We start from the raw sequence: 26170 nt of genomic DNA, 5'->3' as shown, positions 1-26170 counted from the left end.
ATGGATCATCAGTGTCTCTGAGGGCGAGTATACTCGGCAGTCCTTCGGCTCAGTTACTGGCTTAGTTTAAAGTTGAGAGAAATCGAGCGATGTCCGCTCCGGGTCATTTTCGACGGATCGGCAGTGGTTTTCGGTTGGTCGATGTCCGCTTCTACCCACAAGCGCCGAACCGGGACCGCCTCAAGCCCGGTAAGCCGAAGCACCGGGCAAGAGCGGGATGAAGTGCGAGCTGTTAGGCCAGCTTGTAGGAGGTGACGCCGTCCTCGCGCGTGCGGTCGACCTTCGCGCCGTTAGGCAGCCGGGTGAGCGCGGCGCGCAGCGTGTGCGCCTGCCAGTCCAGGGCCTCGCACATCTTCTCGACCGTCGAGCCCTTGCCGCTCAGCAGATCGAGCAGCATCGCGCTCTTCGATCCAGCGCGCGGGCCCTTCGCCAGGTCGCCCTTAGCGGCGACCGCCTTCTTGGCGCTGGCCTTCTTGGCGACCGCCTTCTTGGCAGCGGCCTTCTTCGCGACGGGCTTCTTCGCGGCGGGTTTCTTCTTGGTAGCCATTTCAACTTCTCCTGTTTGCGCGGCGACCGGAATGGTCCCGCTGTACTGCCCCGAGCCCAGAAATCCTTTCGGGCGCTGGGCGTGGGCAGCCAGGAGGCTGGGGTTAGGGTTGCAGGAGTTGGCTATCGCGCGAGCTTCACGCTCTTGGCCCAATTGTTCAGCGCCTTGTTCCAGGCGTCGTATTGGGTCTGGGTAGCCTTGCCGGAAAGGAGCGCCTTGTCGGCGCGATCCATCAGGCGTTCGATGATGCGCTCCAGCCGGTCTTCGGTTGGCTTGTCGATATCGCAAGCAGGGAAGATCGGAAGGTGCATGCCGTAAGGCGAGTCGAGCATTCGATTTTTCTTTCGTGGTTCCGCGCCTGGCGTTGGTTCGCCGCGCCGTTTCGTTGCCCAGTACATCGCTCTGGTGCGCGCTGACATCCAGTCGAACCGTAGCCATGCCATTGCGAAGGTGCTGCAGAAGCAGCAATGGAAGTGCTGGCAGCGCTTTTCGTATTCCCGAAGGGATTGCCTGCCTGGCCCGGATGTCCTTGGACTACGGGCCGGACCGGTAAGGCTTGCCCCGGCCCACAGGCGGCCCGTGTGGCGCGCGGCCATAGGGACGGCCTAATCCCCAGCGAGGCGGAAAGAACGCACGGGTGGCCAAGCGTGCGGCTCGGCAGAGTCAAAGGAACCAGGCGGCTCGAAGGGTTCCGAGGCAATAGACGAACATTCCCCATTCGGTGAGTGCGGTTCCAAGCAGATCAGCGCAGGCCGAGACCGGTACGGACCGCGAAACGTGCGGACGGCGAGCAAGTCGCTGCCGATCGAGCTGCGCAGGCCTCGCATGCGTGGCTCACCGAGCGCGGGCTCTCGACCCTGGACGATGGAGATCTTGGATGAGCGGCATCGCAAGCGCGAGCCTGTGCTGGCCGATCATCCGACACATCCGCTATTTCTACGCGTGGCGCGTGATGCGGCACTACGACCACTGGCGCGAGCTGGGCTACCTGCCTGTTAACGTCGAGAGTGACCAGCTCGTGCTCGACAAGATCTGGCGAGGCGAGCTGTGACGGTGCGGATCATTGATCTCCTTCTCCAAGAGGACAAGGGAGCGATAGAGCGGCGCCACCGTCAGGTCTATAGTGCCTGCATTCTGGAGGGCCGTGTAGCGCGTGCGGTGCGCGTGCCGCTCAAGGACTGTCCGCCCTACGTGGACGAGGACATGTCGATCTCCTGGCGCATGGGCTGGCGCTGGGAGATGAGGAGCGTCGCATGAAGATCGGCGACCGCGTCGAGAAGATTGAGGGTTACAGGTGGCCGGGTGTGGTCGTGGCGGCGTTCAGGACCACGAAGGGCGATGATCGCGTCATGGTCGAGTGTGAGGAGCCCGCGGTGGCTGGTGCGCTGCACATCTACGCGCCTGACCAACTGCGCGTCGTGCAGCGATGAGCTTCTGGTGCGGGTTCGCCGCAGGTGTACTGATCGGCGGTGTGCTCGGCGCCATTGTCGTGGCCGTCATCCAGATGGCGTTGCGGGGGAACCCTTACGACAACGGATGACGGATGCCCGGCATGCAGCCATGGGAAGTGGATCTGGAGCGGCAGCGCGACGCCGCCAGGGGAGCGCGAGCGGTTTGAGCGCGTGGAAGAGGCGTTGCAACAGATCGTGTCGTGGTCTGAGGCCTATCCGCTCGACATCTTCCCGGAGCCGGATCTGAAGCGCGCCGCGGAGCTGCTGAAAAGGCATCAGCCTGGACGCGATCTCTGCATGCGCCATGTGATCGAGGGCGTCGGCAACATCGCACGCGACGGCCTGGGAGGCTGCTTACCCGCGCTAGTTGCATTCGCCAAATTGAGACATAATGCGCGCCGCGTTGATTCGTAAGCTAACGTGGAAAGAAAGTCGCTGGAATTGGCCCGGGCCGGGGGGCGGCATCGGAAATCCTAAAGGAACCCATTTCCGAGCGCGGCGGCGGTCCAACGTTAGCGACCGCAGATCTCCGGTTTTGGTTGGAAAGATTATTCTTCTAGTCGACGGCCGAGCCCCTGCGCGAACTGTTGGCATAAAAACACCGCCAGGGTGCTAGACCCTCGTCGCTTTGCCATTTGTGTGCGGTGCGGTTTGTAAATCGAAGCCTTGCAATTCCTCTCGACGATTGCGGAGGTCGTTGAGGTTAAAGGCTTGGTCGCGGATATCGGTGAGCAGGCTCGGATCATTCCGCGATGGTGCGCGCACTGGAAGATGGCGGGGCACGAGATCGCCGCGGCCTGAACTGTTACGCGGTAACAGTCTCCAGATTTGACGTGCCTTTCATCATGGGGGAACCGGAACAATGCTCCGGCCCCCTGGTTGACGGCGCATCAACAACCACTGGAGAGTGTGGACATGAGAACCCGTCTTGCGATTTCGTTGGCTGCTGTGTCGCTGCTGGCGTCGAGTGCAGCCTTTGCTCAGTCGACGACCGAACAGGGCGCCAGGGACGGCGCGCGTGCGGGTGGCGACATCGGTGGCCCGGTCGGCGCGATGGTCGGCGGCACCGTCGGTGCGGCCGTTGGCGCCGGCCTCGAAATTCCGAATGCCGTGCTCGGCGGAATCCCGCGCGACGACTCCGTCGTGATCCACGAGCGCGTTGTTGTCGGCGAGCCGTTGCCCCCGACCGTGGTGCTGCGCCCCGTGCCGAACTACACCGAGTATCGCTACGCGGTCGTGAACGATCGCCGCGTCATCGTCGAACCGCGCACGCGCCGCGTCGTCAAAATCATCGACTGATCGGTCAAGGCGTGAAGGCTTTGAAGAGCCGGGGCCCCGCGGAGCGTCACTCCGCGGGGTCTTAGTTCGTCAGAGCCGAATTGGCGCGAAACCGCCGGCGCCTGGATTGCGGTGGACGACGCGGCGGGCACAAGGCGATCGGTGCCCGAGCCCACAAAGCTGGACCCGTATATCGAGGAAGCCTATCGGCTGTGGGCGATCCAGCAGCGGCGCAAGTAACGCAGGTGGGACACATGTCACACCTGCCCAGAAGGAGTATGGCCGGGCGCGACCGTATCAGTCTCGTACTCTGTCGCGCATAGCTCGGCGCCGGTGAAGCACGTCTACGCCAGCCTGAAGGTTCGCGACTTGGCGTTCCAGTTTCTGAATTCGACGGTCCAGCGTTTGGGTGTGGAGCGCGTCGCGAAAGGCCAGCCGTCTGACGCAGTTTTGCAGTTAGCCGGATCGTTCCTAAGAAGTGGAACGAGGATGCTGGACGTGCGTATTACAGACGTCCGGTATGTGTCGCGACTAGCTCCAGCCGGAAAGTGAAGCTGGCGGCCTTGGCAGTCGCCGCCGGGGCCGCAGCGCTCTTCACCGCTCGCGGTTCCCGCAAGTTAACTGATCCAGGAGAAAGGGGAATGAGTGCAGCATCAGTGGTTCAGGTCAAGATGGGTACGGAAGCCCTTGCCCTATGCATTGCCGAAGTCTTGTGTGAGCGCGACCCATCGCTTCTTGCCGCATTCCGGGAGAGAGTAGAAATGCTCTATCACGTCCTCGATGATCGCGGAGACAGTGAAGCAGCGGCCATGGTTAGCGCATTTGGGAGAGCGCTGACTGATCTCGCACGCAAGCCTATTTGAGTTAGTTTGCAAAGGGTGACCCGCCCTGACGACGGCCCTGGGCGGGTCACGTCGGCAAGAGGCGGTCCCCCTTCCCCTAAGGACGACCCGCGCGCGACAGCGATGAGGGGGCTTGCATTGGAAAGCCGCGCAGCAGGCGCCGCCTTTGTGTGCGAATGTACGAAAAGAAAGTACGAAAACAAAAATTGCAAATATCGGCGATGGGCGGCGTCGCGCGTACCCCGCTCTTCCCGCATGCGCCAGAGGACCCGACAATCGAGCCGAGGGTCGTCATCCAGCATCCCGGCTCGGTCGCTCAGAGATGAGCACGCGGCAACAGCCAGCTCATGATCTTTTCATAGGGATCACGATGACTGTGGGCGAATGCATTTTCGTTCTGCTGGGCGGCGGTCCTGGCGAATTCAGAAATCGCCTCCATGGACTGCCGCCGTTCCTTCGGAAGCTTCGCCCATTGGCGAATGATCTTGCGGCGGGCTTCGCGTTGCTTTTCCCTTACATCAGGCATCGGTACGCTCCTGAAGTGGTGGCTCGGCCAATAGCAGCCAACATGAACGCTATGCTCGTGTCCAGAGCGCAATTTGGATTGCGGTGAGATTGATCCCCTCGCGCTTTCAAATGGGGGGCTTGAAAGGCCGCCAGGGTCGCGAGCCGCGCGGTCGTGGGCGTTGTTTCGGGGCGGCGGCTATCTCAGGGGCATGCAAAAGCGCGGCTCACCGGCCGCCCTCCGTGTTGTTTCACCTGTCTCGGGTTCAGGCGGCAAGCTGTGTGGCTTCCACCTTCTCGTCGGCTGTCTCGCTCAACGTCTCCCCACGCTGGGGAATGTTCGTCTTAAGCCAGGCGCTTCGGCGGTCAGACGTATTGTTTCGCCTCGCCGGGCCGCAGACCGAAATCTTTAATCTCGCGGTCATCAAGAACGCGGTGGGCTGTAACCGCGAAGAACGCGGTGGGCTGTAACCGCGGCCTCGACGAGGGCCTCGGGGTGTCCTTTACGGCGGCCACTGCACGAGCCTCGTCTGAAAATCCGACCATGAACCATTGTTCTCTGGTTCACCCGCAACGCGGGCGAAGACCCGGACCATCCAGCCGTCGTTTGCAAGTCCTTCTGTCATCCCCCTCTATGCCCGCGAAACGGAAGGATTCCTAAGGGGGGAACAACCAAACTGATCCACAACAGAGGTTCCGATGCTGCTGGAGGGAGCGAATTGGCCTGCCTGGGCGACCGAGCGGCGTCCGGTTGCAGCCCTGGTCCCCTATGCCCGTAACGCCAGGACGCATTCCGAGGCGCAGCTGCAGCAGATCGCGGCCTCAATCCGCGAGTGGGGTTGGACCACCCCGGTCCTGGTCGATGAGGCCGGATTAGTTATCGCTGGGCACGGGAGGCTGTTGGCTGCCGAGCGGTTAGGGATACGAGAGGTCCCGGTCATCGTCGCTCGCTGTTGGACCGAAGCGCAGAAGCGCGCCTATGTCATCGCGGATACGCTGCTCATGCAATCGCCGAGGGATTGGTGCTGATCTGCGTCGTGGAGATGATCGAGGCGGGCCGAGCGCCGCCGGGATGGCGCACGGATCACAACACGCCATGAGCGATGACGACAACCCACATCATGGTCGACGATTCGGGCGGCATGGCAAAATTTGGCCGGGACTCCATTGCCTGCTCCGGGCGGGACCCCGGCTGCCGGGCATAAGCCTCACGGAGCAAGGTAAAATGCCTAGCCCCGTCAGCGCCCGCCATGGCCACCATGCCGGTCCAGCCTCATCATCGCCTATCCTGCGGAATTCGCAGCATAAACCCTGAACGCAAAATCAGAAAACACAAGGGGCGGTTATCCTGAAAGGGCGCGGTCCCGCGTTTCCCCGACGCTGCGCGGGCCCCAAGGTAGCTTAGACGCCCGGCTGACGTTTGAAGCCTGCGAAAATCCAGCCGAGCACCAAGCCCAATCCTAGCAGTGCCAGCGGCGGAGCCACCGCCACCATCGCGACCTTGGACCAGTAGTCAAGCCAAGCAGCACGCATTTCACCATCTCGCGGCGCTGAATAGCTCTGGTAGAACTCTTTGGCCTTCACTTCCACGACCGCATCGGGGATGCTGGTGACCACGAACAGGGTCACGTTGTTCGGAAACTCGACCTGTTTATGATTAGCCTTGAACGAGGCATCGAACCGGTCAAAGTAGTTATCAAGCTTGTAGAAGCCCGAGGTCGCGTCTTTCATCACAAACGCCTCGTCGGGAATAAATCTAGAGCCGGTGCCAGCGGCAATGAAGACTGTACCAATCGCCCACAGCACTGACAGCGCTAGCCAAAGCCTGAAAAAGCCAATTCGATAGTTCATTTCCCGCCTCGCCCCCGTCCCGGAATAGCAGGTTGCCCCATTTAGCACGGCTCGTCGTTTCCATCCGGCGGCTCCGCCGTAATAATCCTAACCGTCGCGCTTCTCATAGGCGCCGATGATTCTCGCCAGATCCGCGATCCGCTTTATCAGATCGGCCTTTATCGCTTCCGTTTGATCTTCCATGCTCCCATCAGCCCTGATCTCTCCGATCTTCCATGTCCCCGACGTGTAATCGCTAAGCGACTTCTCCATGATATTCTTTTGCTCAACGCACCATTCGTAGAGACTGTCCTTGGCTGACATCACGTTTCCTTTCTTTTGACTGTGTATAAACCTACCACAAGTTGCGCTGCGGATGACAATCCGCTGCGCCGATCGTAACTTGGGCTTGGCGAGGAAAAGAGGGGTCTAATGGACGACGATGCGATAGTCCGGATGTTTCAGCCGCTGTGGGCTGATCTTCGGCCAGAGGACACGTTCGTGGCCAAAAGACCACTGCTAGCGCATTACACGACTGTCCAGACTTTGGAAAAGATACTCGCCAACAATGAGATTTGGCTGTCGAACCCGTTGTTTATGAACGACATCGAAGAAGTCCGTTTTGGCGTGATCCAAGGCAACGAAATGGTTCTCGCCCGGCAGGAACTGGTCGATGCCTGCAAGACGCCCGAGCGCGCCCAGCAATTTAAGAACGCGTTTTCCCACTTCTTCAACAAATTTGCCAACGAACACATCCTCGATACTTACGTTTTCTGCCTTTCCGATCACCCGCGAGATGACAACGATGGGCGGTTGTCCATGTGGCGAGGGTACGGTGCCAATGGCAACGGAGTGGCAATTGTCTTCGATACGGCTCAGCTAACGTCGCTCGGAAGTTCGCCTCTAATCATCGCCAAGGTTTCATACGAAACAAATCAAGCCCGGCTGGCATGGCTCCAAAACACCATGGCGTCGTTCGAGGCTTTGCTTGCAGGCGCGAACATCCCGGATGAAAAGCTCTATTTGGCCGCTCACACGCTATTTGAACGGATCAAAATGTTCGCCCTCTTCTCCAAACACAGGGGATTTATCGAGGAGCAGGAATGGCGCGTCGTTTACTTGCCAGATCGCGACAAGGAGCAAAAGCTCCATTCAATGTTTCATTACTGGATTGGCCCTCGCGGCGTTGAACCCAAGTTGAGGTTCAAGGTTCAACCCATCCCGAAGTTCACGGCCGACGACTTATCGCTGAACAAGATCACTGATAGGATCATTCTTGGACCAAGCATCTCGTCACCGCTGGCTCGCGTGTCGATGGACAGGATGCTAAATATCCTCAATCAGCCCGAGCTAAAGTCGAAGCTGCGCATATCGACAATTCCGTTTCGTGCAATTGGCTAAGCGGCATCACGAATCGCGTGATTCAACGATGGAATCTTTAGGTCGGGTAAGTGCCTTAAGGCAAAACGCTGTTCGTTCTCGTAGCCCCCAAGAGCTCGAACCAAGCAGAGCTTCACAAAAATAGCACGCAGGCCCCAGAGGTCGGCCAATTGATCGATTGCTACGAGCTGTGGCTCAGTGATGTGGTGAAGCGGATCGCAGAGTGCTTGGAATGCTGACAGAATGTCGGGTCCGAACAATGCCCAGTACTGCTCTTTAACCTGTTGAAAGCAGCTCGCAATTCGTTGCAGGTCGCGTAGGTCAGGCTGATTAAAACCGAAAATCGCGAAGTACCTGCTTAGTGAAGCAGCATTGTGAGCCGGCGCAATACCGCAGGCCTGCATCATGCTCTTGATTATTGAGCGGCTAGTTCGAAGCAGCGGTTCGGTGGCAGGAGCAGGCGTGACGACTTCGTGGGTGATTGTGATCGAGTAATCGCCGTCGCCGCTGGAGCCATCCTCATCAACTTCCTCTTGAAAAGTTTTCCTCGAATCGAACAGGGCGCCAATGGTGAGGCGTGTCGTCGAGGTCACAATCGGGTGGTCTCTGAACTGGCCAAGAAATCGTTGTTGCTCGGGGACGGATCTAAATTTGACGCAGACACGGCAAATCTGAAGTTGCAGCTCGTCAGCTTTCGATTCGCTGAAGAAGGAGATCAATGCTTTGTGGGAGACATCATCTTGCCTAGAGACGAGATGATCAGGAAAGTCTTCCCGGCGGAGGATGTATTTGCCCAGCTCTGTTCGAGTTCGCAGGCCGTTAAGATACTTCGATGCATCCAAAATCAGTCTCTAGCCCCCAAACGATTCAAAAGTACCCTCTTAGAATAGATTGTAGAGAGCGTTGCTTGCAAGTGAGCGTCGAGCTCCCTTTTTTGACGCCTCCCAGTAGTCGGATGGAGCGGCCCATCCGCTTCGGGGGCTGGAGCGAAACTTCGGGATGCGTGAGATAAGGGGGGCTGAGGGCCAGGCTTATAGATCGGCGGGTGCAGAGGAGGCGACAAGGGAACCTCCGCAAGAACTTTGGGTCTCTGCCGGCCGCCTTGGAAGTGGGTAACCAATATTGTCGCGAGGGCGCGATGGACACTCGACGGCGAGGCGGTGGTCCTGGGCGTCGACGGGATCTCCGACTTCGATGCCCTGCAGTCCGGCAAGCACAACGACGAGGTCCAGCTCCACGCCTTCGATCTGCTCGCGGGCGAAGACGACGACTATCGCAAGCTGCCGCTGTTCCTCCGCAAGCAGAACCTGGCGCGCCTCCTGGTGCGCCGCCCCGAGGGCATCCACGCGGCACCGTTCGAGCAGGGCGAGATCGGGCCCGACCTATTCCGGGCGGCCTGCAAGATGGGCCTGGAGGGCCTCGTCTCAAAGCACCGCGAGCGGGCCTATCGCGGCGGCCGGTGCGATCATTGGCTGAAGATCAAGAACCCGGCCCACCCAGGCTATAGCCGCGTCCAGGACGCGCACGGGGCGCGCGTCGAAAAAAATACTTGAAAAGGCTTGAAAAACGCTATTCCCGACACTTCACGGACACTCGCGGGATTAGCTATTGAGACCATTGCGTTTTTCGCGGAAATAGGTTTCCCCTTGTGGGAGAAGGTGGCATAGGCGGCCTTCGGCCGCCGTTCTTAGGAACGCCGAAGCGAAGCTTCGGCTATGGCGCCGGATGAGGGGTTGTCGCCGCGAGCTCGGAGAGAGGGGCACGTGTTGAGAGAGACCCCTCACCCGCCTCGCCGCTACGCGGCGAGCCACCCTCGCCCACAAGGGGAGAGGGTGCACTGTCAACGCCGCGCGAAAATTCAGCTCAACCAGAATTTCGGCGTCGCCGGCTCCAGCCTTCCACCAACACGCACTGGCGCGATGCGTAGCGCGAGGCCCGTCGCGTCGTCCGTTTCCACGGCAAGGCCGCTCAGCGTTGCAACGCCCGCCGCAGGCTCGAAACGTCCCGAGGGAATCCCCGACGTGAACCGTCGCAGCGGTTCTTCCTTCTGCATGCCGATGATGGAGTCGTAGTCGCCGGTCATGCCGGCGTCGGTCATGTAGGCGGTGCCGCCGGAGAGGATCTGGTGGTCGGCGGTCGGCACATGCGTATGCGTGCCGACGACAAGGCTGGCGCGGCCGTCACAGAAGAAGCCGATGCCCTGCTTCTCGCTGCTCGCCTCGCAATGAAAATCGACGACGATCGCATCGGCGGCAACGCCGAGCGGACAGGCACCGAGCTCGCGCTCCAGCGCGGCAAAGGGATCGTCGAACGGGGTCATGAAGACGCGGCCGAGCGCGTTGACGACGAGCGCATGCTTGCCGTTCTTGGTCTCGACCAGCGCAGCACCGCGGCCGGGCGTACCGCGCGGATAATTCGCCGGCCGCACCAGGCGCTCCGCGCGCTCGATGAACACCAGGGCTTCGCGCTGGTCCCAGGAGTGATTGCCGAGCGTCACCGCGTCGGCGCCGGCATCGAGAAACTCCTGATAGATCGCCTCCGTGATGCCGAAGCCGCCGGCGGAATTCTCGCCGTTGACGACAACGAAATCGAGTGACCAGTCCTTGACCATGCCCGGCAGATATTCGGCGATTGCCGTACGCCCGGCGCGACCGACGACATCACCCACGAAGAGAATTCGCAACTTCAGAACTCCGAAAATCGAATACGTCCGATTCCGTTAGCACATAATCCAGGGCGACGTCGTGCGATAGTGCCGGAACCGCCTTGATCTCCTGCGCGGCAAAAGCGAGCCCGATGCCGACGATGTGCTTCGCTTTCCGCAAATGCGCGAAGGTGAAGTCGTAGTGGCCGGCGCCATAGCCGATGCGATGGCCGAGACGGTCGAAGGCCGCAAGTGGCGTCAGCATGATGTCGGGAACGACTTCGGCGGCGGCCGGCGACGGCTCCGGAATGCCGAGCGGGCCGAGCATCAAGCGGTCGTTCGGATGAAAGACACGGAAGATCAGCGACTGGCCGCGCGCGGTGACGCAGGGCAGCGCGAGCTTTGCGCCCACCTCGGCGAGCTTCGTCATCAGCGGCATCGGATCGATTTCGCTGCGGATCGGCGAATAGCCGGAGATGATGCTGCCGGGCAAGAGCTCGAACGGCAGTCCGCGCTTGGCGAGCTTGGCGGCGGCAGCCGTACGCTTCTTCTCGCTGAGTGCATCACGCGCCGCCAGGGCTTTGGCGCGGAGTTCGGCTTTCGAGTTCGTCATGCGTGTTTTCCCCCGAGGCAGAACCTTGCTCTACCGTCATCGCCCGCCTTGTGCGCTCTTGCGCACTGGAGCGGACGATCCAGTATTCCAGAGACACCAGTGCTTGAACCTCAACGCCGCGGCGTGCTGGACGCCCCCGCTCCAGTGCGCAAGAGCGCACAAGGCGGGGCATGACACCGAGATTGATTGGACCGCAAGCGTGTCGGGGACGCAATTTCGACAGGAACGAACCAGAGAAAGTAGTGCGAAGCCGCGGACGCCGTTGAAGCACTCGATCCCGGAGTTCCCTACGAAAGTAGGTGGGCACCATATGTCCGGGCCCACGGGCCCGGCCAGGGACAGTTCCCTAAAGGATCGATAAGGCCCCGGGGATATATGGCTCCTGACGCGCGTCGCAGCTTCGCCCGCGCAACCTAACAACGATACTGACGAATCGCCAGCCCGACGGGCAATCCGCCCCCAATCAGCCGATCGCGATCCCGTTGCCGACGGTCCGGTTCAGCACCTGGGTCGACTTCTCGATACGCTCGGCCGCGGCGTTCAGCGCGTTCACCACCGCGGTCTGGGTCAGCCGGGCGCGCTCGACGGCGGCGTTGCGGAAATCCCGCAGCTCGTTCAATTCCTGCTCCATGGTGCGGAGACGATTGCCGGCATCGACCAGCTCGTCGCATACGGTCAGCGCCGCCATCACGGTGAGCCGTGCATCGCCGATCTCGCCGAACTTTCCGCGCAGCGATTGAATCCGCGTCTCCAGGCTTTCAGCGAGCTTCAGCAGCCGCACCTCCTGGCCCTCCTCGCAGGCCATGCGGTATTGCCGGGCGTTGATGGTGACGTTGATGTGGCTCATCCATCCTCTCCGGTATCGAGCACCGAGCGTATCGTGACGATTGCGGAATCAAGCCGGTCGGAGATCTCGCGATTGGTCCGCTCGAGCTTGCGCGCCTTCACCAGCGCGCCGTCGAGCTCGTCGGCAAGCCGCGAACGATCCGCGCCCAGCGCCTGTATCCGCGCCGCAAGCTCGTTCTCGTCGCGATCGGCATCGCGCCGCCGCTCGACCGCGCTTTCGAGCGCATCGAGTGCCGCCATGAGTCTGCGCGTCGCGATCTCGATCTCGACGGCGGAGGACTCCGTCATGGCAGAGCTGTTGGAAACGCGATCGTTCATCTAGTCAGCGGCGGAACCTATGGCCTTTTCCCCGGGGGCTTGCCGTCCGGCAAAAGACTCGGTTCGGCAAGCGGTTAGAAGCAGAAATTTACGTGGCAAGCTAGCCAAGCGCAACGCCGCCGCGAAACTATGCACCGCTAAGCAACTTTTACGGCCAAACCGACGTTTGATTGCCTTGGACTCCCGGAACCGAGGTGCTATCCCAGCCTCGACCTTCAGTGGCCGCCAAGCTCCTCCCCACGCGGCCGCATCACCGCCAAGCGCCTCATTTCAGACGGATTTCAGACATGACGCAAGTCGATCATACCCGTATGGCCAACGCGATCCGTGGCCTCTCGATGGATGCTGTCGAGAAGGCGAAATCGGGCCATCCCGGCCTGCCGATGGGCGCCGCTGACATCGCCACGGTGCTGTTCACGCAATTCCTGAAATTCGATGCCGCCGCGCCCGCCTGGCCCGACCGCGACCGCTTCGTGCTCTCGGCTGGCCACGGTTCGATGCTGCTCTATTCGCTGCTGTATCTGACCGGCAATGCCGACATGACGCTGGACCAGCTCAAGCAGTTCCGCCAGCTCGGCGGGTTGACGCCGGGACACCCCGAAAACTTCCACACCAAGGGCATCGAGACCACCACCGGTCCGCTCGGCCAGGGCATCTCGACCGCGGTCGGCATGGCACTCGCCGAGAAGATGCTGGCCGCAGAGTTCGGCAAGAAGATCGTCGACCACCACACCTTCGTGCTCGCCTCCGATGGCGACCTGATGGAAGGCGTGTCGCAGGAAGCGATCGCGATGGCCGGGCACTGGAAGCTCAACAAGATGATCGTCCTCTACGACGACAACGGCATCTCGATCGACGGTCCGACCTCGATCGCCGATTCCGTCGACCAGGTGAAGCGCTTCAAGTCCGCTGGCTGGGCCGCCGAGAAGATCGATGGCCACGACCAGGCCGCGATCGCTGCCGCCATCACGCGCGCGAAGAAATCCAACAGGCCGACGCTGATCGCCTGCCGCACCACCATCGGCTTCGGCGCGCCGCACAAGGCCGGCACCGCGAAGGCGCATGGCGAGGCACTCGGCGCCGACGAGCTCAAGGCCGCCAAGGAAAATCTCGGCATTTCGCTCGAGCCGTTCTCGGTGCCTGATGACGTGCTGAAGGCCTGGCGCGCAGCCGGCTCGCGCGGCGCAGCTGCACGTCAGGAATGGGAGGGACGGCTCGGTGAGCTCGGCAGCCGCAAGCGCGCCGAGTTCGAGCGCCGCCTGCGTCACGAGCGTCCGGCCTCGCTCGCGAAGGCGGTGCGCGCGTACAAGAAGGAGCTGCTGGAAAAGCCGATGGTCGCGGCCACCCGCAAATCCTCGGAAGCCGTGATCGAAGTCATTGCCGGCGCCATGCCGATGGAGTTCCTGGCAGGCTCGGCCGATCTCACCGGCTCCAACAACAACAAGGCGAAGTCGGCGACCGACTTCTCCGCCAAGACGCCGAAGGGCCGCTTCATCCATTACGGCGTCCGTGAGCACGGCATGGCCGCCGCGATGAACGGCATCTTCCTGCACGGTGGTTTCGCACCGAACGGCGCAACCTTCCTGGTGTTCACCGATTATGCGCGACCTGCGATGCGCCTCGCCGCCTTGATGGGCGCCGGCGTCGTCTACGTGATGACGCACGATTCCATCGGCCTCGGCGAGGACGGCCCGACCCATCAGCCGGTCGAGCATCTCGCAGCCCTTCGCGCCATCCCGAACATGCGCGTGTTCCGTCCCTGCGATTCCATCGAGGTCGCCGAATGCTGGGAGCTCGCGCTCAACCGCATCGACGGACCGACCGTGCTGGCGCTGACGCGGCAGAACCTGCCGCAGCTCCGCACCACCGCGCCGAACGACAATCCCTGCCAGCACGGCGCGTACGAGCTGGTCGCCGCGCAAGGCGAGGCCAAGGCGACGCTGTTTGCCTCCGGCTCCGAAGTCGAGATCGCAGTTGCTGCCCAAAAGCAGCTCGCCGAGCGCGGCATCGCGTCGCGGGTGGTTTCGGTGCCCTCGCTCGAGCTCTTGTTAGCGCAACCAGAGGCCAGGCGCGCCGAGATCATCGGCAACGCGCCGGTGAAGGTCGCGATCGAGGCCGCAGTGCGCTGGGGCTGGGATGCCGTGATCGGCCAGGATGGCGAATTTATCGGCATGCATTCCTTCGGCGCCAGCGCCCCTGCGAAGGACCTTTTCAAGCATTTCGGCATTACCGCCGAGGCTGCGGTTAACGCTGTGCTGAAGCGCGTTTCCTGAGAGTTGAGCTTGCCAAAAAAAAAGGACTACGTAACGTCGCATATGATCAAGCACCGCCCGGCCGAACCGGGCGTCCGCCCTAAAAAACCCTCGCATGCGCGCCAAGCGCGGTGTGCGGGATGATTAGGCGTTATCGAACACGTCATTGAACGGTCATAAGGAGACGAAACATGGCAGTCCGCGTCGGAATTAACGGTTTTGGCCGCATCGGTCGCAACGTCCTGCGGGCTATCGCCGAGTCTGGCCGCAAGGATATCGAGGTCGTCGGCATCAACGACCTCGGCCCGGTCGAGACCAACGCCCATCTCCTTCGCTTCGACTCGGTCCACGGCCGCTTCCCCGGCACCGTGACCGTCGATGGTGACTCGATCAGCCTCGGCGGCGGCAAGATCAAGGTGACCGCCGAGCGCGATCCGTCGAAGCTTCCCTGGAAGGATCTCGGCGTCGACATCGCGCTGGAATGCACCGGCATCTTCACCTCGAAGGACAAGGCCTCCGCGCACCTGACCGCCGGCGCCAAGCGCGTGCTGGTCTCCGCGCCCGCCGACGGTGCCGATGCCACCATCGTCTACGGCGTCAATCATCACACGCTGACCAAGGATCATCTGGTCGTCTCCAACGGCTCCTGCACGACGAACTGCCTCGCGCCGGTCGCCAAGGTGCTGAACGACCTCGTCGGCATCGAGACCGGCTTCATGACCACGATCCACGCCTACACCGGCGACCAGCCGACGCTGGACACGCTGCACAAGGATCTCTACCGCGGCCGCGCCGCGGCGATGTCGATGATCCCGACCTCGACCGGCGCAGCGAAGGCGATCGGCCTCGTGCTTCCCGAACTCAAGGGCAAGCTCGACGGCGTCGCGATCCGCGTGCCGACCCCGAACGTGTCGGTCGTCGACCTCAAGATCGTCGCCAAGCGCGCCACCGACGCCAAGGAAATCAACGCGGCGATGAAGCGCGCCTCCGAGCAGCAGCTCAAGGGCGTCCTCGGCTACACCTCCGCGCCGAATGTCTCGATCGACTTCAACCACGATCCGCACTCCTCGACGTTCCACGAAGACCAGACCAAGGTGCAGAACGGCACGCTGGTGCGCGTGATGTCCTGGTATGACAACGAGTGGGGCTTCTCAAACCGCATGGCTGACACCGCCGTCGCAATGGCGAAGGTGATCTAAGCCAAGGTCTCGTGTCCCGGACGCGGCGCAGCGTGTCTTCACGGTGCGCCGCAGAGCCGGGACCCATGTTCCTGCGTAGGTCCCGGTTCTGCAGCGCACCGCTTTGCGCTGCGCAGCGCCCGGGACAAGAGGACAAGAGAGAGTGTCCGATGGCGAACAAATTCCGCACCCTCGACGACGTCGACGTGAAGGGCAAGCGCGTATTGCTGCGCGTCGATCTGAACGTGCCCATGGAGAGCGGGCGCGTCACGGACGCAACGCGGCTCGAGCGGGTCGCACCGACCATCACCGAGCTCGCCGACAAGGGCGGCAAGGTCATCCTGCTCGCGCATTTTGGCCGGCCCAAGGGACGCGACCCCAAGGAGTCGCTCAAGCCTGTCGCTGAAGCGCTGTCGAAGGTCGTGAATAAGCCTGTCGCCTTCGCCGACGATTGCATCGACGAGCCCGCGGCCAAGGCCGTCGCCGGCTTGAAGGACGGCGATATCCTGTGCCTGGAAAACACCCGCTTCCACAAGGAAGAGGAAAAGAACGATCCCGCCTTCGTCGCGGAATTGGCAAAGCTCGGCGACATCTGGGTCAATGACGCGTTCTCGGCCGCGCACCGCGCCCACGCCTCGACCGAAGGCCTCGGCCACAAGCTCCCGGCCTATGCCGGCCGCACCATGCAGGCCGAGCTCGATGCGCTGGAGAAGGCGCTGGGCTCGCCGACCAAGCCCGTCATCGCGATCATCGGCGGCGCCAAGGTCTCGACCAAGATCGACCTGCTCGAAAACCTCGTCAACAAGGTCGATGCGCTGGTGATCGGCGGCGGCATGGCCAACACCTTCCTGCACGCCCAGGGCGTCGCGATCGGCAAGTCGCTGGCCGAGAAGGATCTCGCGCCGACCGCGCTGCGCATCATGGAGAAGGCGGAAGCCGCCAACTGCGCGATCATCCTGCCGGTCGACGCCACCGTCGCCTACCATTTCGCCGCCAACGCGCCGTCGCACGCCTACGGGCTCGACGCGATCCCGGCCGACGGCATGATCCTCGACGTCGGTCCGCAGTCGGTCGCGCGCGTCCATGCCGCGATCGATGACGCGGCGACCCTGGTCTGGAACGGGCCGCTCGGCGCCTTCGAGATGCAGCCCTTCGATCGCGGCACGGTCGCGGCCGCCAAGCATGCCGCCGAACGCACCAAGGCGAAAAAACTGATCTCGATCGCGGGCGGTGGCGACACCGTCGCAGCGCTCAACCAGGCACATGTGGCCGGTGACTTCACCTATGTCTCGACTGCCGGTGGCGCATTTCTTGAGTGGATGGAAGGCAAGCCCCTGCCCGGCGTCGAAGTTTTGCGCGTCAGTTAAGTTCAAGTCGGCGAGTAGTTAGCGGCCTTGCAGGCCCAAACGGGAGAAAAAGAAACATGGCTCGGATCACGTTGCGTCAATTGCTCGACCATGCGGCGGAGAACGATTACGGCGTACCGGCCTTCAACATCAACAACATGGAGCAGGCGCTGGCGATCATGGATGCCGCGAACCAGACCGATGCTCCCGTCATCATCCAGGCCTCGCGCGGTGCGCGCTCCTACGCCAACGACGTCATGCTCAAGCACATGATGGACGCGGTCACCGAGATCTATCCGCACATTCCGGTCTGCGTGCATCTCGACCACGGCAACGAGCCCGCGACCTGCATGACCGCGATCCAGGCCGGCTTCACCTCGGTGATGATGGACGGCTCGCTGAAGGCCGACGGCAAGACCCCCGGCGACTGGGGCTACAATGTCGGCGTCACCAAGACCGTGACCGACATGGCCCATCTCGGCGGCATCTCGGTCGAGGGCGAGCTCGGCGTGCTCGGCTCGCTCGAGACCGGCATGGGCGACAAGGAAGACGGCCACGGCGCCGAAGGCAAGCTGTCGCATGACCAGCTCCTGACCAACCCGGACGAAGCCGTGAAGTTCGTCCAGGAGACCAAGGTCGACGCGCTCGCGATCGCGATGGGCACCTCCCACGGCGCCTACAAGTTCACCCGCAAGCCGGACGGCGATATCCTCGCCATGAACGTGATCGAGGAAATCCACCGCAAGCTGCCGAACACGCACCTCGTGATGCATGGTTCGTCGTCGGTGCCGCAGGACCTCCAGGACATCATCAACGCCTATGGCGGCAAGATGAAGCCGACCTGGGGCGTGCCGGTGACGGAGATTCAGCGCGGCATCAAGAACGGCGTGCGCAAGATCAACATCGACACCGACAACCGCATGGCGATGACCGGCCAGATCCGGAAGGTTCTGAAGGACAGCCCGGAAGAGTTCGATCCGCGCAAGTACCTGAAGCCGGCGATGGAAGCGATGACCAAGCTGTGCAAGCAGCGGCTCCAGGAATTCAACACCGCGGGCCAGGCCTCCAAGATCAAGCGCGTCCTGACCACCGCCGAGATGGCCAAGCGCTACGCCAAGGGCGAACTCGACCCCCGCGTCGCGTAGCGATCGCGCGGTGGCGTAAGGCCTTCAGGCCCCCCCTCCCGTCATTCCCATTGCGCAAGTGTGCAATGGGACACGCCAACGGGTCCGCGCGAATGCGCGGCCCGATGACAGGCTCCGCGTGGCCCGGAATCCATAACCACAGCCTGGGGTTATGGATTCCGGGCCTGCGCCTTTCGGCGCATCCCGGAATGACAGAGCGGCTTTACCCTGCGACGAACGTTAACTCGGCAATTGCCCGAGAACGGTCTATTTTCACAGGCAAGGGCAGAATCGTTTTGGGAGGACCTCTCGATGAATCTGACTGAGCTCAACAGGATCGCGACCGCCATGGTCGCCCCCGGCAAGGGCATCCTCGCCGCCGACGAATCCTCCGGAACCATCAAGAAGCGCTTTGACGCGATCGGCGTGGAATCGACGGAAGGCAACCGCCGCGACTACCGCGAGATGCTGTTCCGCTCGAAGGAGGCCATGAGCCAGTTTATCTCCGGCGTGATCCTCTACGACGAGACGATCTGGCAGGACGCCAAGGACGGCACGCCGCTGGTCAAGCTGATCGAACAGAGCGGCGCCATTCCCGGCATCAAGGTCGACGAGGGCACGCAGGCCTTGCCGATGTGTCCAGGCGAGCTCGTCACCGTCGGGCTCGACAAGCTCGCCGAGCGGTTGAAGAAATATTACGAGCGCGGCGCGCGCTTCGCCAAATGGCGAGCGGTGATCGACATCGGCAGCGGCATTCCCTCGATGACCGCGATCAGGGTCAACGCCCATGCGCTCGCGCGCTATGCCGCGTTGTGCCAGGCCGCGCAGATCGTGCCGATCGTCGAGCCGGAAGTGCTGATGGACGGCGATCACGACATCGACCGTTGCTATGAAGTCACCCAGCGCGTGCTCAACAAGACGTTCCAGGAGTTGCGCGTGCAGCGCGTCGCGCTCGAAGGCATGGTGCTGAAGCCGAACATGGCAGTCTCAGGCAAGAAGTGCGCGAAGCAGGCCTCCGTCGAGGAGGTCGCGGAGAAAACGGTGCGCCTCTTGAAGGCGTGCGTGCCGGCGGCGGTGCCCGGCATCGCTTTCCTCTCCGGCGGCCAGTCCGACGAAGAGGCGACCGCGCATCTCAACGCCATGCACAAGCTCGGCCCGCTGCCCTGGGGCTTGACCTTCTCCTACGGCCGCGCGCTCCAGGCCGCGCCGCAGAAGGCATGGTCCGGCAAGGCCGAAAATGTCGCGGCCGGGCAGAAAGCATTCAGCCATCGCGCGCGAATGAACGGTCTCGCCTCCAAGGGTGAATGGCAAAGCAGCCTGGAAAAGAAGGCAGCCTAGATCTTGTCGAACAAATCTCCTCCGCCGCGCCCGGTGCCGCGCCTTTATCTCGCGACGCCTGTTGTCGATGATCCGGCGACGCTCGCCGCCGAGTTGCCGGCCCTGCTCGCCTCTGCCGATGTCGCAGCCGTGCTGCTGCGGCTGAAGGAGACCGACCAGCGCACCATGATCTCGCGCATCAAGGCCCTGGCGCCGCCGGTCCAGAAGGCGGACGCCGCGCTGCTCATCGACGGCCATGCCGAACTGGTCGCGCGCGGTGGTGCAGACGGCGCGCATCTCACGGGCCTCGCCGCGCTGGAAGAGGCAACCCCCTCGCTCAAGCCCGATCGCATCGCCGGCGTCGGCGGGCTCGCCACGCGCCACGATTCCATGAGCGCAGGCGAGATGGGCGCCGACTACGTGCTGTTCGGCGAGCCCGATGCGAACGGACAACGACCAGCGGCGCAAGCCATTGCCGAGCGGCTGGACTGGTGGGCGGAGCTGTTCGAACCGCCCTGCGTCGGCTTCGCGACCTCGCTGGAAGAGGCCTATGACTTCGCCGCCAGCGGCGCCGATTTCGTGCTGGTCGGCGAGTTCATCTGGGCCGACCCGCGTGGGCCCAAGGCCGCGCTGATCGAGGCGGACGCTGCGATCAAGAAGGCCCATGCGACTGCGCCCGCGGGCGAGGAGCACGGCTAGCGCCCGACATGAAGCTCCCGCGCATCACCATCCTGGCCACGCTGCTGCTGACGGCGCCCGCGGCCGCGCAGCTCCAGATCACCCCGCCGGCCGCGACGCCGAGCCCGTCGGCCGAGAAGGCCAAGGAAAAGGAAAAGGAAAAGGAAAAGCCAAAGGCCGCACCGCATACGATCACCAAGAAGAAGGAGGCCTCGCCCGCACCCAAGCCCTCGGCCTCCCCCAAGCCAGCCTCCACCCCGGCGCCGGCTGCGACCGTGATCCCCGCGCCACCGACCGACAATTCCAACGTCGACCTGGTGTACGGCGCCTATCAGCGCGGCCAGTACAAGACCGCGTTCGATCTCGCCAGCGCTCGCGCCCAGACCGGCGACCCCAAGGCGATGACCATGCTGGGCGAACTCTATTCCAACGCCATGGGCATCCGCCGCGACTACGCCAAGGCGCTCGAATGGTACAAGCGCGCCGCCGATGCCGGCGACCGTGAAGCGATGTTCGCGCTCGCCATGCTACGCATGTCCGGCCGCGGCGGTCCGGTCGACAAGGGCGAGGCGGTCAAGCTGATGGCGTCCGCCGCCAAGCTCGGCGCGCCCAAGGCGGCCTATAACCTCGCTTTGCTCTATCTGGACGGCCAGACCCTGCCGCAGGACGTCAAGCGCTCCGCCGAGCTGCTGCGCCAGGCGGCCGATGCCGGCCTGCCCGAGGCGCAATACGCGCTCGCGACCTTCTACAAGGAGGGCACCGGCGTGCCGAAGGACCCGGAACGGTCGGTGCGGCTGCTCCAGGCGGCGTCGCTCACCGATAACGTCGATGCCGAGGTCGAATACGCCATTGCGATGTTCAACGGCACCGGCACGCCGAAGAACCAGCCGGCGGCTGTCGCGTTGCTCCGCAAGGCGTCCCGCCAGGGCAGCGCGATCGCGCAGAACCGGCTGGCCTGGGTGCTGATCAACGGCGTGGGCACGTCCGCGGACAAGGTCGAGGGCTTCAAATGGCACCTGGTCGCCAAGACCTCCGGCAAGGGCGATCCGGAGCTCGACAAGCAGTTTTCCGATCTGCCGGCAGAAGACAGGGCCAAGGCGGAGGCCTCCGCCAAGAAATGGCTCGGGACCAAATGACTTGACGCAAGGCCCCTCGCAGGGCACCCAATCCCTCAAACACGCGCGGTTTCGCGCCATTTCCCCCGATCAAGACCAGAGCCCATGCTGTATTCCGCCACTATCAACGTCATGGTCAAAGCTGCGCGCCGCGCCGGCCGCAGCCTCAAGCGCGATCTCGGCGAGATCGAGCATCTCCAGGTCTCGCTGAAGGGGCCCGCGAACTTCGTCTCGCTCGCCGACAAGCGCGCCGAGGAGATCCTCTACCAGGACCTCGCCAAGGCGCGGCCGGGCTATGGCTTCATCGGCGAGGAAGGCGGCACCCGCGAGGGCAGCGACAAGAGCCACACCTGGATCGTCGATCCCCTCGACGGCACCACCAACTTCCTGCACGGCATCCCGCAATTCGCGATCTCGATCGGTCTTGCGCGCGAAGGCACGGTGATTGCCGGCGTGATCTACAACCCGGCCAATGACGAGCTCTACATCGCCGAGCGCGGCAAGGGCGTTTTCCTCAACGACCAGCGCCTGCGGGTGGCCGGCCGCCGCCAGCTCAACGAATGCGTGGTAGCCTGCGGCCTGCCCCATATCGGCCGCGGCGACCACGAGGAATTCCGCCGCGAGATGACCGCGATCCAGGACCGCGTCGCGGGCCTCCGCCGTTTCGGCGCCGCCTCCCTCGACCTCGCCTTCGTCGCTGCCGGCCGCCTCGACGGCTATTGGGAGCGCAATTTGCAGTCCTGGGACATCGCCGCCGGCATGCTCATGGTGCGCGAAGCGGGTGGTACGGTGAGTGATATCGCAACGCCGGGCGACCCACTGGTGACCGGCCACGTCGTGTGCGGCAACGAGTTCGTGCACGGCGAGCTGGTGAAGATCTTGAGGAAGTAGCGGGCGACACTCCAAAGGCGAATGTGCTGAATACGTTGGATGGCGGGATGGCACGTTCCGACGTCGTCATAAGCCAGCCGATCCTCCGTTGACGGGCGACGTCGTGTACGGCATTGAATTCGTGCACACAGAGCTGTTGAAGATCTTGAAATCGAGATAGCAGCGAATGATACGCACGGCCGCTGTTGTCGCCGCTGCTGTATGGTCTACGATGGCGCTGGCGCTTTTCCTGTGGCGCATAGAGCCCCTGCTGCCTGCGCGTGGCGGCACCACTTGCTTTGCCGCGGACTATAGCCCCGCCCGTCCCGTCGATCTGTCCTCGCCCCGCCGCGACCAACGCAGCATCGGCGAGGTGAGCTCAACGCGCCTGGAGATTCACTTCCCGCCGGGCGAACACCCGTTCCGCAGCGGCACCCCGGGCCTCGACTACGACTGGCGCTATGTGCTGAAGCTCGAGGCCAGACTCGTCAACGGTGAGCTGCTGACGAGCGAAGCCATCTGCAACCGGAGCGACACCTTCGGCGACCGCATCATGCCGGCACTGTTCTGCGACATCGATTGCGACGGCGGCACCATCACCCTCTGGCGCAACATCGGCCGGAGCGGCCTGACGGCGCGGTTCGAGGCCGGCGAACGCTTGAGGACCGGCGGCAGCTGCGGCGAAGGCCGGCCGCTCTACATCGGAGCGGACCAGGAGGCGCGGAGCCTGCCGGTGGACGCCGCGCCTCAGCCAACGTGTGCCAAGTAACGCCCCTCGATCGGTACGGGCTTCGGGGTTTGGCGATTTGCCTACGGTTTCACCGGCGCCGGCGGCCCATACGCCTCGCCTTCCTTCGCCGCTGCCGGCTCCCGATCCCCCGCCAGCACGCGCTGCACGGAGACGAAGAACACCGGCACCATCAGCAGCGCCAAAATCACCACCGCGATCATGCCGCCCATCACGACGGTGCCGAGCGATTGCTGGCTGGCGCCGCCGGCGCCGTGGGCGATGGCCATCGGCAGCACGCCGCAGATGAAGGCAAGGCCTGTCATCAGGATCGGGCGGAAGCGCAGGCGGCAGGCCTCGACGGTGGCTTCCACCAGCGGCTTGCCTTCCTTGCGCAAGTCCTTGGCGAATTCGATGATCAGGATCGCGTCCTTCGCCGCAAGGCCGATGATGGTGATCAGGCCGACGGTGAAATAGACGTCGTTCGGCAGGCCGCGCAACATCGCCGCAATCACGGCGCCGATGACGCCGAGCGGCACGGTGAGCAGCACCGCGAGCGGAATGGTCCAGCTCTCGTAGAGCGCGGCCAGACACAGGAACACCACGAACACCGAGAGCCCGAGCAGGAACGGCGCCTGCGAGCCCGACAGCTTCTCCTGGAGCGACTGTCCGGTCCATTCGTAGCCGAAGCCGCGCGGCAGCTTGCCGGCGAGCCGCTCCATCTCGGCGATCGCGTCGCCAGAAGTGAATCCGGGCTTGGCCTCGCCCGAGATGCGCACGGCGGGATAATAGTTGAAGCCGGTGATCTGCGTCGGCCCGCGCGCCCATTCGACTGACGCGAAGGACGAGAACGGCACGAGCTGGCCGCGGCTGTTCTTGACGTTGTAGTTGAGGATGTCCTCGGTCCGCATGCGGTCGCGGGCATCCGCCTGCACCACGACGCGCTGCATGCGGCCGCGGTTGGGGAAGTCGTTGATGTAGTTCGAGCCGAGATTGGTCGAGATCGTGTTGTTGATGTCCTCGAAGGTGACGCCGAAGGCGCCGGCCTTTTCGCGGTCGATCACGAGATTGACCACGCCCGCCTCGGGCAGGCCTTCGACATAGACCTTCTGCAGCACCAGGCTCGCATTGGCCTCGGCGATCAGCTGGTCGGCGGCGCGCATCAAGGCCGGATAGCCCTTCTGGCCGCGATCCTGGAGGCGGAACGAGAAGCCCGAGGAGTTGCCGAGATTGTCGATCGGCGGTGGCTGCAGTGCGGAGATCTTTGCGTCGCGGATTGAAGACGACAAATCCCGGTTGATGTCGGCGACGATCGCCGCAGCCGAATCCTTCGGCCCGCGCTCCGACCAGTCCTTCAAGGTGACGAAGGCCTGCGCGGTGTTCATGCCCTGGCCGGAGAAGCTGAAGCCGGTGAGGAAGGTGACGTTGTCGACGCCCGGCCGCTGCGCCAGATATTTTTCGACCTTCTCGATGACGGACTCGGTGCGGGCGTAGGACGAATCCGACGGCGTCTGCACGTCGGTGGTGACGAAGCCCTGGTCGTCGACGGGCAGGAAGCCGCCGGGCAGGTTGACGAAGGCCCAGGCCAGGCCGGCCAAGAGCGCGACATAGACCAGCATCAACCGGCCGGTGCGCTTCAGCGAGAAGCTGACGGTGCGGGAATAGCCTTCCTTGCCGCCTTCGAGCATGCGATTGAACCAGCCGAACACGCCCTTCCTGGCATGACCGTGACCGGCCGCGACGGGCTTGAGCAACGTCGCACACAGCGCCGGCGTCAGCGACAGCGCGAGGAAAGCGGAAAAGCCGATCGCTGCCACCATCGTTACCGAGAACTGGCGATAGATGATGCCGACCGAGCCCGGGAAGAAAGCCATCGGCACGAACACCGCCATCAGCACCAGCGTGATACCGATGATGGCGCCGGTGATCTGCGACATCGCCTTGCGCGTCGCTTCCTTCGGCGGCAGGCCCTCCTCGGCCATGATGCGCTCGACGTTCTCGACCACGACGATGGCGTCGTCGACGAGGATGCCGACCGCGAGCACCATGCCGAACATCGAGAGCATGTTGATGGAGTAGCCGGCGAGCAGCAGCGTGGTACAGGCGCCCAGCAGCGCCACCGGGACCACGATGGTCGGGATGATGGTGTAACGGATGTTCTGCAGGAACAGGAACATCACCACGAACACCAGCACCACGGCTTCGACAAGGGTCGACAACACCTTCTTGATCGAGGCCTCGACCACGGGCGTGATGTTGTAGGGGATCTCATAGGTGATGTTGGCCGGGAAGAAGCGCGACAGCTCCTTCATCTTCTCCTCGACCGCACTCGCGGTCGCCAGCGCATTGCCGGTCGGCGACATCAGCACGGAAAGACCCGCGGTCGGCTTGCCGTCGAGGCGGGTGTTGAACTGATAGCTGAGGCCGCCGACCTCGATACGCGCGACGTCGCGCAAGCGCACGGTCGAACCATCAGGGTTGGCGCGCAGGATGATGGCGCCGAATTCGTCCGGTGAGGAGAGCTGGCCCTTGACCAGCACCAGCGCAGAGGTGCGCTGGGTCGCAGTCGACGGCTCGGCGCCGATGCTGCCAGAAGCCACCTGCGCGTTCTGCGCGGCGATCGCCTTGTTGACGTCGTCAGCCGTCAGCCCATAGCCGACGAGTTTGGCGGGATCGACCCAGACGCGCAGCGAGCGCTCCGTGGAATAAAGCGTGGCGCGGCCGACACCGGGAATACGGCGGATCTCGCCAAGCACGTTGCGGATCATGAAGTCGCCGAGCCCGACCTCGTCGAGGCTGCCGTCGGTCGAGTTCAGCGTGATGATCTGGAGCACCGCGCTGGATGCCTCTTCGATCAAAATGCCCTGCTGGATCACCGCGCGCGGCAGGCGCGCTTCGACGCGCTTGATGCGGTTCTGCACCTCGACCGAAGCCGCGTTCGTATCGGTGCCGGGCACGAAATTGGCGATGATCTCGACCTGACCGAGCGAGTCGCTGGTCGATTCGAAATTAAGGATGCCGGAGGCGCCGTTGAGCTCCTCCTCGATCAGACGTGTGACGCTGTTGTAGAGGTTTTCGGGCGAGGCGCCGGGATAGCTGGTCGAGATCGAGATCGAGGGCGGCGCGATGATCGGATATTGCGCGATCGGCAGCAGCGGCACCGCGATCGCGCCGATCAAGCAGATGAACAGCGCGACGACCCAGGCGAAGATCGGCCTGTCGATGAAGAAGCTCGGCATTTGCCGCTTTACCCTCGTTGTTTCATTAGCCCCTCATGGTGAGGAGCGCGAATCGCGTCTCGAACCATGAA

General features: G+C 63.1%; 30 protein-coding genes and 1 other RNA gene. 19 read left to right on the top strand and 12 right to left on the bottom strand.

What is annotated here, in order from left to right:
* Positions 1 to 232: 232 nt before the first annotated feature.
* Both AC630_RS38240 and AC630_RS38235 read right to left on the bottom strand, forming a co-directional pair.
* Positions 233 to 547: a DUF3489 domain-containing protein gene (locus tag AC630_RS38240; RefSeq protein ID WP_074123538.1), complete on the bottom strand. Its 315-nt coding sequence runs from the start codon at positions 545 to 547 to the stop codon at positions 233 to 235.
* Positions 548 to 669: 122 nt separating this feature from the next.
* Entirely contained in the window at positions 670 to 879 is a 210-nt protein-coding gene (locus tag AC630_RS38235; RefSeq protein WP_074123537.1) for a hypothetical protein, read from the bottom strand.
* Between the two features lie 545 nt (positions 880 to 1424).
* Between AC630_RS38235 and AC630_RS45970 the strand changes: the two genes are divergently transcribed.
* From AC630_RS45970 to AC630_RS44765, 6 genes are all read left to right on the top strand, one after another.
* On the top strand, positions 1425 to 1598 hold the full coding sequence (locus tag AC630_RS45970) for a hypothetical protein (protein ID WP_167561364.1): 174 nt from the start codon (positions 1425 to 1427) through the stop codon (positions 1596 to 1598).
* A gap of 2 nt (positions 1599 to 1600) precedes the next feature.
* Entirely contained in the window at positions 1601 to 1804 is a 204-nt protein-coding gene (locus AC630_RS38230; protein ID WP_143198640.1) for a hypothetical protein, read from the top strand.
* Positions 1801 to 1977, top strand: a complete 177-nt coding sequence (locus AC630_RS45965) for a hypothetical protein (RefSeq protein ID WP_167561363.1) — start codon at positions 1801 to 1803, stop codon at positions 1975 to 1977. Before AC630_RS38230 ends, AC630_RS45965 begins: the two co-directional genes overlap by 4 nt.
* A 204-nt stretch (positions 1978 to 2181) precedes the next feature.
* Positions 2182 to 2412: a hypothetical protein gene (locus AC630_RS38225; protein ID WP_143198639.1), complete on the top strand. Its 231-nt coding sequence runs from the start codon at positions 2182 to 2184 to the stop codon at positions 2410 to 2412.
* Positions 2413 to 2913: 501 nt separating this feature from the next.
* Positions 2914 to 3297 (top strand): DUF1236 domain-containing protein, encoded by a 384-nt coding sequence (locus AC630_RS38220; RefSeq protein ID WP_074123534.1) that lies wholly within the window; start codon positions 2914 to 2916, stop codon positions 3295 to 3297.
* A 620-nt stretch (positions 3298 to 3917) separates the two neighbouring features.
* On the top strand, positions 3918 to 4139 hold the full coding sequence (locus AC630_RS44765) for a hypothetical protein (RefSeq protein WP_143198638.1): 222 nt from the start codon (positions 3918 to 3920) through the stop codon (positions 4137 to 4139).
* 295 nt (positions 4140 to 4434) lie between these two features.
* Here the strand turns inward: AC630_RS44765 and AC630_RS38215 are convergent, their stop codons facing one another.
* Positions 4435 to 4644: a hypothetical protein gene (locus AC630_RS38215; protein ID WP_074123533.1), complete on the bottom strand. Its 210-nt coding sequence runs from the start codon at positions 4642 to 4644 to the stop codon at positions 4435 to 4437.
* Between the two features lie 260 nt (positions 4645 to 4904).
* On the opposite strand from AC630_RS38215, the gene AC630_RS44760 reads away from it, so the two are divergent.
* The gene (locus AC630_RS44760) at positions 4905 to 5093 is read left to right on the top strand and encodes a hypothetical protein (RefSeq protein ID WP_143198637.1); all 189 of its coding nucleotides are present in this window, start codon (positions 4905 to 4907) and stop codon (positions 5091 to 5093) included.
* Positions 5094 to 5321: 228 nt separating this feature from the next.
* On the top strand, positions 5322 to 5651 hold the full coding sequence (locus tag AC630_RS38210) for a ParB/Srx family N-terminal domain-containing protein (protein ID WP_074123532.1): 330 nt from the start codon (positions 5322 to 5324) through the stop codon (positions 5649 to 5651).
* A gap of 372 nt (positions 5652 to 6023) precedes the next feature.
* Here AC630_RS38210 and AC630_RS38205 read toward each other — a convergent pair whose 3' ends face one another.
* Together AC630_RS38205 and AC630_RS38200 are read right to left on the bottom strand one after the other, a co-directional pair.
* On the bottom strand, positions 6024 to 6473 hold the full coding sequence (locus AC630_RS38205; RefSeq protein ID WP_143198636.1) for a hypothetical protein: 450 nt from the start codon (positions 6471 to 6473) through the stop codon (positions 6024 to 6026).
* Between the two features lie 87 nt (positions 6474 to 6560).
* Entirely contained in the window at positions 6561 to 6776 is a 216-nt protein-coding gene (locus AC630_RS38200) for a hypothetical protein (RefSeq protein ID WP_074123530.1), read from the bottom strand.
* Between the two features lie 108 nt (positions 6777 to 6884).
* Between AC630_RS38200 and AC630_RS38195 the strand changes: the two genes are divergently transcribed.
* Entirely contained in the window at positions 6885 to 7853 is a 969-nt protein-coding gene (locus AC630_RS38195) for a DUF2971 domain-containing protein (RefSeq protein WP_074123529.1), read from the top strand.
* On the opposite strand, the gene AC630_RS38190 is transcribed toward AC630_RS38195, so the two are convergent.
* A complete protein-coding gene (locus tag AC630_RS38190; protein ID WP_074123528.1) occupies positions 7850 to 8674 on the bottom strand; it encodes a hypothetical protein in 825 nt (274 codons plus the stop codon). The genes AC630_RS38195 and AC630_RS38190 overlap by 4 nt on opposite strands.
* Positions 8675 to 8992: 318 nt before the next feature.
* Between AC630_RS38190 and AC630_RS38185 the strand changes: the two genes are divergently transcribed.
* Positions 8993 to 9385, top strand: a complete 393-nt coding sequence (locus AC630_RS38185; RefSeq protein ID WP_502691586.1) for an ATP-dependent DNA ligase — start codon at positions 8993 to 8995, stop codon at positions 9383 to 9385.
* A gap of 305 nt (positions 9386 to 9690) precedes the next feature.
* Here the strand turns inward: AC630_RS38185 and AC630_RS38180 are convergent, their stop codons facing one another.
* The 5 genes from AC630_RS38180 to AC630_RS38160 all read right to left on the bottom strand — a co-directional run bounded on the left by AC630_RS38180 (position 9691) and on the right by AC630_RS38160 (position 12253).
* Positions 9691 to 10515, bottom strand: coding sequence for a TIGR00282 family metallophosphoesterase (locus tag AC630_RS38180; protein ID WP_074123527.1), 825 nt, complete (start codon positions 10513 to 10515; stop codon positions 9691 to 9693).
* Positions 10493 to 11089: a 5-formyltetrahydrofolate cyclo-ligase gene (locus AC630_RS38175; RefSeq protein WP_074123526.1), complete on the bottom strand. Its 597-nt coding sequence runs from the start codon at positions 11087 to 11089 to the stop codon at positions 10493 to 10495. The genes AC630_RS38180 and AC630_RS38175 overlap by 23 nt, the downstream gene beginning before the upstream one ends.
* A 243-nt stretch (positions 11090 to 11332) precedes the next feature.
* Positions 11333 to 11493: non-coding RNA, 6S RNA (gene ssrS / locus AC630_RS38170), on the bottom strand.
* A gap of 59 nt (positions 11494 to 11552) precedes the next feature.
* The gene (locus AC630_RS38165) at positions 11553 to 11936 is read right to left on the bottom strand and encodes a cell division protein ZapA (RefSeq protein WP_074123525.1); all 384 of its coding nucleotides are present in this window, start codon (positions 11934 to 11936) and stop codon (positions 11553 to 11555) included.
* Complete coding sequence (locus tag AC630_RS38160) at positions 11933 to 12253, bottom strand: DUF4164 domain-containing protein (RefSeq protein WP_020608063.1); 321 nt, start codon at positions 12251 to 12253, stop codon at positions 11933 to 11935. The genes AC630_RS38165 and AC630_RS38160 overlap by 4 nt, the downstream gene beginning before the upstream one ends.
* Positions 12254 to 12540: 287 nt before the next feature.
* Between AC630_RS38160 and tkt the strand changes: the two genes are divergently transcribed.
* From tkt to AC630_RS38115, 9 genes are all read left to right on the top strand, one after another.
* Positions 12541 to 14526 carry a transketolase gene (gene tkt / locus AC630_RS38155; RefSeq protein ID WP_074123524.1) on the top strand — a complete coding sequence of 662 codons (1986 nt, stop codon included), beginning with the start codon at positions 12541 to 12543 and terminating at the stop codon, positions 14524 to 14526.
* Positions 14527 to 14696: 170 nt separating this feature from the next.
* Positions 14697 to 15704: a type I glyceraldehyde-3-phosphate dehydrogenase gene (gene gap, locus AC630_RS38150; protein WP_074123523.1), complete on the top strand. Its 1008-nt coding sequence runs from the start codon at positions 14697 to 14699 to the stop codon at positions 15702 to 15704.
* Positions 15705 to 15853: 149 nt separating this feature from the next.
* Complete coding sequence (locus AC630_RS38145; RefSeq protein WP_074123522.1) at positions 15854 to 17050, top strand: phosphoglycerate kinase; 1197 nt, start codon at positions 15854 to 15856, stop codon at positions 17048 to 17050.
* Between the two features lie 56 nt (positions 17051 to 17106).
* Positions 17107 to 18174, top strand: coding sequence for a class II fructose-bisphosphate aldolase (gene fba, locus AC630_RS38140; protein WP_074123521.1), 1068 nt, complete (start codon positions 17107 to 17109; stop codon positions 18172 to 18174).
* Between the two features lie 291 nt (positions 18175 to 18465).
* Positions 18466 to 19491, top strand: coding sequence for a class I fructose-bisphosphate aldolase (locus AC630_RS38135; RefSeq protein ID WP_074123520.1), 1026 nt, complete (start codon positions 18466 to 18468; stop codon positions 19489 to 19491).
* Between the two features lie 3 nt (positions 19492 to 19494).
* Positions 19495 to 20169 (top strand): thiamine phosphate synthase, encoded by a 675-nt coding sequence (locus AC630_RS38130; RefSeq protein ID WP_074123519.1) that lies wholly within the window; start codon positions 19495 to 19497, stop codon positions 20167 to 20169.
* 8 nt (positions 20170 to 20177) lie between these two features.
* Positions 20178 to 21284 carry a tetratricopeptide repeat protein gene (locus AC630_RS38125; RefSeq protein ID WP_074123518.1) on the top strand — a complete coding sequence of 369 codons (1107 nt, stop codon included), beginning with the start codon at positions 20178 to 20180 and terminating at the stop codon, positions 21282 to 21284.
* An 84-nt stretch (positions 21285 to 21368) separates the two neighbouring features.
* Positions 21369 to 22154 carry an inositol monophosphatase family protein gene (locus AC630_RS38120; RefSeq protein ID WP_074123517.1) on the top strand — a complete coding sequence of 262 codons (786 nt, stop codon included), beginning with the start codon at positions 21369 to 21371 and terminating at the stop codon, positions 22152 to 22154.
* A gap of 166 nt (positions 22155 to 22320) precedes the next feature.
* Complete coding sequence (locus tag AC630_RS38115; RefSeq protein WP_143198635.1) at positions 22321 to 22902, top strand: hypothetical protein; 582 nt, start codon at positions 22321 to 22323, stop codon at positions 22900 to 22902.
* 41 nt (positions 22903 to 22943) lie between these two features.
* On the opposite strand, the gene AC630_RS38110 is transcribed toward AC630_RS38115, so the two are convergent.
* Positions 22944 to 26099, bottom strand: coding sequence for a multidrug efflux RND transporter permease subunit (locus tag AC630_RS38110; RefSeq protein WP_074123515.1), 3156 nt, complete (start codon positions 26097 to 26099; stop codon positions 22944 to 22946).
* Positions 26100 to 26170: the final 71 nt, after the last annotated feature.

Origin of the sequence: Bradyrhizobium sp. AS23.2 (assembly GCF_001908185.1) — a bacterium.
Taxonomy (GTDB): Bacteria; Pseudomonadota; Alphaproteobacteria; order Rhizobiales; family Xanthobacteraceae; genus Bradyrhizobium.
This window is presented reverse-complemented; position numbering and strand designations above follow the sequence as displayed.